General features: G+C 32.1%; 8 protein-coding genes and 1 tRNA gene. 4 read left to right on the top strand and 5 right to left on the bottom strand.

Going from position 1 to position 8176, the window contains the following annotated elements; all coding sequences use genetic code 11:
• Positions 1–176: 176 nt before the first annotated feature.
• Entirely contained in the window at positions 177–872 is a 696-nt protein-coding gene (locus AAC024_RS15190) for a LysE family transporter (RefSeq protein WP_339896345.1), read from the top strand.
• An 835-nt stretch (positions 873–1707) separates the two neighbouring features.
• Here AAC024_RS15190 and AAC024_RS15195 read toward each other — a convergent pair.
• Both AAC024_RS15195 and folB read right to left on the bottom strand, forming a co-directional pair.
• A tRNA-Cys gene (locus AAC024_RS15195) sits at positions 1708–1778 on the bottom strand.
• Between the two features lie 74 nt (positions 1779–1852).
• Positions 1853–2215 carry a dihydroneopterin aldolase gene (gene folB / locus AAC024_RS15200; RefSeq protein WP_339896346.1) on the bottom strand — a complete coding sequence of 121 codons (363 nt, stop codon included), beginning with the start codon at positions 2213–2215 and terminating at the stop codon, positions 1853–1855.
• A gap of 100 nt (positions 2216–2315) precedes the next feature.
• Here folB and AAC024_RS15205 point away from each other — a divergent pair, with 100 nt between their 5' ends.
• The 3 genes from AAC024_RS15205 (at position 2316) to AAC024_RS15215 (ending at position 6341) form a co-directional block, all read left to right on the top strand.
• On the top strand, positions 2316–4313 hold the full coding sequence (locus tag AAC024_RS15205; protein WP_339896347.1) for a glutamine--tRNA ligase/YqeY domain fusion protein: 1998 nt from the start codon (positions 2316–2318) through the stop codon (positions 4311–4313).
• Between the two features lie 129 nt (positions 4314–4442).
• Positions 4443–4928 (top strand): DUF1761 domain-containing protein, encoded by a 486-nt coding sequence (locus AAC024_RS15210; protein WP_339896348.1) that lies wholly within the window; start codon positions 4443–4445, stop codon positions 4926–4928.
• A gap of 252 nt (positions 4929–5180) precedes the next feature.
• The gene (locus tag AAC024_RS15215; RefSeq protein WP_339896349.1) at positions 5181–6341 is read left to right on the top strand and encodes a GNAT family N-acetyltransferase; all 1161 of its coding nucleotides are present in this window, start codon (positions 5181–5183) and stop codon (positions 6339–6341) included.
• Positions 6342–6504: 163 nt separating this feature from the next.
• Here AAC024_RS15215 and AAC024_RS15220 read toward each other — a convergent pair whose 3' ends face one another.
• The 3 genes from AAC024_RS15220 to AAC024_RS15230 all read right to left on the bottom strand — a co-directional run bounded on the left by AAC024_RS15220 (position 6505) and on the right by AAC024_RS15230 (position 8023).
• Entirely contained in the window at positions 6505–6759 is a 255-nt protein-coding gene (locus AAC024_RS15220; RefSeq protein ID WP_339896350.1) for a hypothetical protein, read from the bottom strand.
• A gap of 8 nt (positions 6760–6767) precedes the next feature.
• On the bottom strand, positions 6768–6995 hold the full coding sequence (locus AAC024_RS15225) for a hypothetical protein (protein WP_339896351.1): 228 nt from the start codon (positions 6993–6995) through the stop codon (positions 6768–6770).
• A 104-nt stretch (positions 6996–7099) separates the two neighbouring features.
• A complete protein-coding gene (locus AAC024_RS15230; RefSeq protein WP_339896352.1) occupies positions 7100–8023 on the bottom strand; it encodes an SPFH domain-containing protein in 924 nt (307 codons plus the stop codon).
• Positions 8024–8176 lie beyond the last annotated feature (153 nt).

The raw sequence follows: 8176 nt of genomic DNA on the forward strand, positions 1-8176 counted from the left end.
AAACTAAAGAACCGCCGTGTACCGAACGGTACGCACGGTGGTGTGAGAGGACAGATAGGGAAATAATCCCTATCTTCCTACTCGATTTGTTTTTCAAACCAATTGTTTTAAAATATTTCTTTACTTTGTATAATACCAATTTTAAAGTAGAATAGGTATATAAGCTTCACATTTTTATGTTTGATGATATTTTAACAGGTATTCCCTTTGGTATTATATTAGCCTTTACAATTGGCCCTGTATTTTTTGTGCTTATAGAAACCAGTGCAACTAAAGGATTTAGAAGCGCTTTAATATTTGATCTAGGGGTTGTTTTTGCTGATATTATCTTTATCATTATTGCGTTATACAGTACCAACAGTTTGCGAGGAAAAATTGGTAACGATCCTAGTTTTTTAATATTTGGTGGCGCACTGCTAATGGTTTATGGCTTTATTTCATTTATAAAAACATCTAAATCCTTCAGATCTATTGTAAAGGAATACCATAAAGTAGAAATCAAAAAAGGTTATGGTAAGCTATTTATAAAAGGCTTTTTATTAAATTTCATAAATATTGGTGTCTTATTAGGTTGGCTTGGATTTATCGTATTAGGAGATTCCTTAACAACTTCAGAACATGGAGACATTATTTTTATAGTTTCTATGTTAGCGGCTTATTTTGTTTCAGATTTAGTCAAAATTGTAATAGCAAAACAGCTTAAAGCAAAATTAACTCCACGGCTCATTTTTAAAGCTAAGAAAGTCATAGCTATAGTAATATTAGGTTTTGGAATATTATTATTTGTTCAAGGCCTATTTCCAGAAGCTTACGAAAAGAATATAAAAAAGTTGGAAAAAATAAACCCAATAAAAGAAAAGCTTCCAGAATAGCAGAAAGTTTTTAAGCACAATAAATATTCTGGAAATTAAGTGGTTTAATATCAGTAATCAAAAGAGTTCGATTAAAATTTATAAGATAGTACGTACGATAGATTGGGTATAGGCTAAAAGATTTTTTTGAGATATGCCCCTTACTTTTACAACAAGTAAAAAATCAAAAACTTTCTGAAATGACAAATCTATTGTAAATTGATTATCAATGAGTTAAAATGAAGTCTTGATTCTATATTCTATTAGCGCAGCGGTCTTGATTCTTTTATCAGACAATAATGATTAGGAATAATATTAAAACACAGAGTTGCGTTGAGTTTTCACGGAGTTACACGGAGCACTTTTAAAACGCTTCAAATCTCTTGTAATATTTTATATTTTTAGTTTAGTACATGATAATTTTTTTTATTGAGAAATAAACTACTCGCCATTTTCAGGATAACAAAAGACCTGACAGGTTTTTAAAACCTGTCAGGTTTACGTTACGAAAAAGTCGTAATATGCTATATGTGTGCCATTTATAATTCTATTCTAAATTTTTGTCATGTACCTAAATTTTTAGCAATCAGATAAAGTTTGTTTAATCTCGGCGAGTCTCATAGTATCTCAGAGAAATAATTCTTATTTTTTCATTCTCCACGCTACGTCTTAGTGTTTTTGCGCGAAAAAATGTATCCTAGAGAATAAGAATAAAAAAACCAAGGTAACCAGAAGATTCTTTGAGGTGTTGAGCGGATTCGTTCTTCATTAATAGAAGGTTTTGCTCAACTTTTATTAATTTTTCATAAAAATTTAGCATAAAAAAAACCCCCAAGGTTACTTGAAGGTTAGTTAGAGGCGTCGAGCGGACTCGAACCGCTGTAGAAGGTTTTGCAGACCTCTGCCTAGCCACTCGGCCACGACGCCATATTCCTGCGAAGGCAGGAATCTCTATTTGAGAGGACAAATGTAAAAAAAATAAACTTTTCACACTACCTGTGCTAAGATTTTCTTTTATCGCTCATTTTTATTGTTACGCTTTCAACATCTCCCCCAATTGGTGGGTTTAGTTTACTTACCCAAACCGTCGCTTTTTTAACAAGCTTGTCTTCATTAAAAATTCTATTTAATATGCGTTTTGCTACAGTTTCAAGTAAATGAGAAGCGATATCCATTTCTTCTTTTATAACTCTATTTAGAAACACGTAATTAACAGTATCACTCAGTTTATCCGTAACTGCTGAGGTTTGTAAATCCGCTTTAACTTCTAAATCTACTCGATAATCACTACCTATTTTTGTTTCTTCTTTCAAACAACCATGATAAGCGAATACACGAATATTTTCAACTTTTATAATTCCCATTGTCAGACAATTTAAGTCATCAAAATTACCTAATTTTGCACAATATTTTTGTTTAATGGATTGGTTTTTATTAAGCTAATCCCGCACGGTAACATATTTTATGTCTGAAGAAAGAAAATCACTCAATTTTATTGAGCAAATTATAGAAGAAGATTTAGCAAACGGCATGTCTAAAAACAACCTGCGTTTTCGTTTTCCACCAGAACCAAACGGCTACTTGCATATTGGACATACCAAGGCTATTGGAATTAGTTTTGGTCTAGGTGAATATTATAATGCCCCTGTAAATCTTCGGTTTGATGATACTAACCCTACTAAAGAAGAACAAGAGTATGTAGATGCTATAAAAAAGGACATTGCTTGGTTGGGTTATAAGTGGGATAAAGAGCTGTTTTCATCAGATTATTTCCAACAACTATATGATTGGGCTATGTATTTAATTAAAGAAGGAAAAGCTTATGTAGATTCACAATCTAGTGAAGCTATGGCAGAACAAAAGGGGACGCCAACACAACCTGGTGTTGATGGGCCTTATAGAAATAGAAGCATTGAAGAAAATCTTGATTTATTCGAACGCATGAAAGCTGGCGAGTTTGATGAAGGCGAACATATTTTACGTGCTAAAATAGACATGCAACATACCAATATGCTGATGCGCGATCCTATTATGTATCGCGTTTTAAAGAAGCATCATCATAGAACGGCTAATGATTGGTATATTTACCCCATGTATGATTGGACACACGGCGAGAGCGATTATATAGAACAAATATCACATTCCTTATGTTCACTTGAATTTAAGCCACACAGAGCCCTTTATGATTGGTTTTTAGACCAAGTGGTAGATGCTAGCAAGTTAAGACCAAAACAACGCGAATTTGCCCGTTTAAACTTAAGCTACACCATAATGAGTAAGCGTAAGTTACTTAAATTGGTTGAAGATGGTATTGTAAATGGTTGGGACGATCCAAGAATGCCAACAATTTCTGGTTTACGAAGAAGAGGATACACACCAAATGCCATTAGAAAGTTTGTAGAAACTGTTGGTGTTGCAAAACGAGATAATATTATTGATGTATCGCTTTTGGAGTTTTGCATTCGTGAAGATTTAAACAGAACAGCACCACGTGTTATGGCGGTTTTAAATCCTGTAAAATTGGTTATTACTAATTATCCTAAGGATAAAGTAGAGTGGTTGGATGCTGAAAATAATCAAGAAGATGAAAGCGCTGGCTTTAGAAAAGTGCCTTTTTCTCGTGAATTATACATTGAAAAAGAAGATTTTAAAGAAGAAGCGAGCAATAAGTTTTTCAGATTGAAAATAGGCGGTGAAGTGAGGTTGAAAAACGCATATATTATTAAAGCTGAAAGTGTTGAAAAAGATACTGATGGAAACATTACAGAAATTCATTGTACGTATTCTATAGACACCTCAAGAAGAGTAAAAGGCACGTTACATTGGGTATCTATTGAACATGCTGTAAAAGCTGAAGTTAGAGAATATGATAGGTTGTTTAATGATGAAACGCCAGATAGTCATCAAGACAAAGATTTTATGGAATTCATAAATCCTAATTCTTTAAAAACTATTGAAGCGTTTGTAGAACCTAGTCTAAAGGACTCTAAAGTTGGTGAAAGGTTTCAGTTTCAACGTTTAGGGTATTTTAATGTAGATGATGATTCAACTTCAGAACATTTAGTATTTAATAAAACAGTTGGTTTACGAGATACTTGGGCAAAAGTAAAGCCGGAGGAAACCACCAATCAAAACCAACAAAAACAACCGCAACAAAACAACAGACCTGCTATCGAGCAAATAAAATCTTATGGCAAAAAGTATGATAGATTGCCAGAAGATAAGCAAGCTAAGGCAAAAGCAGACATTCAAGAATTAGCTAAAAATGTGAGTTACGATGATATTGAACTGTTATTTAATACGTCTGTTAAAAAATCAGGTACACGGATTATTACCATGATAACTTTAGGGGTTTTATTAAAAAATGGTTTAGAAAAGAATGATGCTATTAATGATTTTATAGCAAAAGCTTTAGATGATAAAAATGCATTGCTTGTAGCTGAAGCTAAAGCGATTTCTTAAAAAGCGCCAATTTTTTTTCTTTTGTCAGGGTAAGTTCTGGTTGAAGTTTTGCTAGCAGTGGTTGGATGTAATTTTAAGTGATATTTATTTTTTTGTACATTTAACTTCTAACAATAAACCACTATAATTATGGATTTTTTAAACTTTCCTGCAATTCTTGTTGCAGCAGTTTCGGCATTAGTTGTCGGCTTTATTTGGTATAACCCGAAAGTATTTGGAAATGCTTGGATGAATGCCGCTGGCTTAACAGAAGAGCAATTAAAAGGAGGAAATATGGCGAAAATTTTTATCCTTGCTTTCATTTTTGCCTTTCTACTAGCAATGACTATGATGCAGATGAGTATTCATCAAACTGGAGCTTTAAGCTTGGTTGGAGGAGATGCTACCAAAGCCTTACCATCTTATGCTGCATTTATGGCTGACTATGGTGACGCTTTTAGAACTTATAAACATGGCGCGCTTCATGGTGTTTTGGCAGGAATTTTTGTGGCTTTACCAATTATTGGAACGAATGCTTTATTTGAACGCAAAAGTGCTAAATATATAGTCATTAATGCTGGGTACTGGATTGTGACTTTAGGTATTATGGGTGCTATTGTTTGTGGATGGAAATAATCTTTTTGTAAAGTTTTAACATATTTAAAGACTGAAGATGTTTATTTTCAGTCTTTTTTCATTTTATACCGGTTCTGTTTTGAGTTTAATGTTAAAGAAAATAGCCTGTCCCGACTTTTCGGGAATGATTTTTTTCTTTATACAAAATAGAAAAATAAAGCATAGCCTTAGTTACGGTTTCTTTTTATATTGAAGTAGAAAGGAAAAAAGGGCGTTTTATGACGGTCAATTCAAAACAGATACGGTATTATATTGATACATTATAAAATTTATAGAAAAGTAAGCGAGCTTCCAAAGGAGTGGAACGCGCTATGCTCTAAAGATATTTTTTTAAAAACAGACTTTTTAAAAGGGCTTGAAAGCTCTTTACCAGCTAATATATCAGGATATTATATTGGTATTTTTAAAGGCGAAAACTTAGTTGGTATTGCTGTTGTTCAGCGTGCTCAAATGTATGCGGATGATATCTTTAGAAAAAGTAGCAGTAGCGCATTAATACAGTTTGCGAAACATTTGGTTTCTAAAATTGTTAAAGGAAATGCTTTAGTTGTTGGAAATTTAATGCATACAGGGCAGCATGGAATTTATTATAACGAAAATGAAATACCGCAAAACGATTATTTAGGTCAACTAGAAAAAGCACTAGATGATTTAATAGTAGAAATTAGAGTCAAATTCAATAAAAAAGTACGCATTATCGTTTTTAAGGATTATTTTGAAGACGATAATATTCATGAAAACAGAGCTTTTTTTGAATCAAATAATTTGTATAAGGCTCAAGTTCAGCCTAATATGATTTTAACTATTCCTGATACTTGGAATAAAACAGAAGATTATATTTCTGCCTTCAACAAAAAGTATCTTCGGCGTTATAGAACTGCCAGGAAAAAATCAATCCATCTTAATTACAAAGAGTTAGATACTGAGTACTTAAAAGACAACTCTAAAGCTATATTTAGGTTATATGAAACCGTATCAGATAATGCTAGAGTAAATTCATTTAAACTTCAAGAACAGCATTTTTTTCAATTAAAAGTTCAATTAAAAGATGATTTTAAAGTTATTGGTGTTTTCTTAAACAAAGAGTTAGTTGGATTCTATACGCTTATTCTAAATAATAAAACCTTAGAAACTTATTTTTTAGGATATAACAAAGGGTTACAGCCTCAATATCAAATGTATTTAAATATGCTTTTTAATATGGTTTCTTTTGGTATTGAAAACGGCTTTAAAAGGATTGTATATGCTAGAACTGCCATGGAGATTAAAAGCTCAATTGGTGCAAAGCCACAGACTATGTATATATATTTAAAACACACCAATAACTTTATAGCGAATACGGTTTTAAAATGTATAGTTAAGTATATGAATCCTATGCGAAAATGGGAGGAGCGCCGCCCGTTTGATAATTAGTGTTTGGACGGAAACACAGCAAAATTAAATTTGTTTCTTTTTGTGCCCTTTCAGTTTATTTTTAATCGCTTGATACTAAGGCATCAACTCATAAAAACTAAACAAAAATGACATCAAAAATAATTCAAATTATAAAAATCGTCTGTTTCCGTCCAGACACTAATTAGTAATACAAACCTTTTTCTAAAATGGATTGTATTGCTTTTTTTTCATGATTGACTAAAGTGGTATAAGTCTTTTTTTCTAAATGAGATTTTACTCCTATAAATTCTAATTTAAATGATTTTAATAGGTCTTCAAAAATTAATTTTACTCTATCTAATTGATAATCGGAAGTTATAATTGTTAAACGAATATTATCCTTTTTGTTTATAATTGCTTTTATTTTTAGGGCATCATCAACAGTGTTTGATGACATGGCATTGTCTAAAAAATCTTTTCTAAAACGCCTTTTTTAATAAGGTATGCTTTGGCGTAATCAGCGTGGGGCTTATTTGAGGTATTAAAATGATCTCCCCATCCGCCAGTACAAAGAACCTTTTGGTCTTCTGAATAGTTTTCTAAACAAAAATTTAATCTACTTTTTGAAATATCACTTAACGCTCCAGTAGGAGAATTAGGAGACCCTAAGACTACTAAAACTTCCTTTTTCATGAGTAGTTGCTTTTTATGTTAGGCTATTTCTAGATAAAGCAATTTATTATTAAAACCCCGAAGAAATTAATTTTCGGGGTTTAAGATTATGCGATACAAAGCGGCTATTCTTTCTTCTTATTCCTAGCTTCTTTCATAGACTCACCAATTTGATTACTAGCTGTAAAACTTGCTAACATATCATTCAACATATTGCTTCCTGCTTGTGGCGAATTCGGTAATAAAATGAGGTTACTATTGGTGTGTTGACCGATTGACTGTAGCGTATCGTAATGTTGTGTTACCACAATTAAAGCAGATGCCTCTTGCGAGTTAATGCCAACTTTGTTTAATACTTGCACAGACTCTTCTAAACCACGTGCAATTTCACGACGTTGGTCTGCAATACCTTGCCCTTGTAAACGTTTGCTTTCGGCTTCAGCTTTAGCTTTTTCAACAATTAAAATACGCGCTGCATCACCTTCATATTGTGCTGCTGTTTTTTCTCTATCTGCAGCATTAATTCGGTTCATCGCTTCTTTTACTTGTGCATCGGGATCAATATCAGTTACTAAGGTTTTAATAATGTCATATCCATAATCTTGCATGGCATCATTCAACTCCGTTTTTACAGCTATAGCAATATCATCTTTTTTTAAGAAAACATCATCTAAAATCATTTTTGGTACTTCTGCACGAACCACATCAAATACATAACTTGTTATTTGATCATGCGGGTAATCTAGTTTATAAAAAGCATCTCCAACTTTGTCTCTAATAACTTTATATTGAACGGATACTTTTAAACGCACAAATACATCATCTTTAGTTTTGGTTTCTACAATAACATCTAACTGCTGAATTTTAAGGCTTAATTTGCCAGAAATTCTATCTACTAATGGAATTTTTAAATGTAAACCTGATTGACGAATACTATGGAATTTACCAAAGCGTTCTATAATAGCTGCAGTTTGTTGTTTAACAACAAAAAATGACGAGATTAAAATAAATAATCCGACAATAATAATGGGGATGTAAACGAAATTCATAATGTTTTTTATTAAAATGGTTAAAAAATTAAGATACAAAAATTATACTATATTTGGTCGATTATAACCCGAACTTATGAAATATAACCAACTTTTATTATTAGTAGCTTTAATGCTATGTTTTGTTACAAAAAGTTTTTCTCAAAAAGGAAA

The organism is uncultured Algibacter sp. (assembly GCF_963976535.1).
GTDB lineage: Bacteria > Bacteroidota > Bacteroidia > Flavobacteriales > Flavobacteriaceae > Algibacter_B.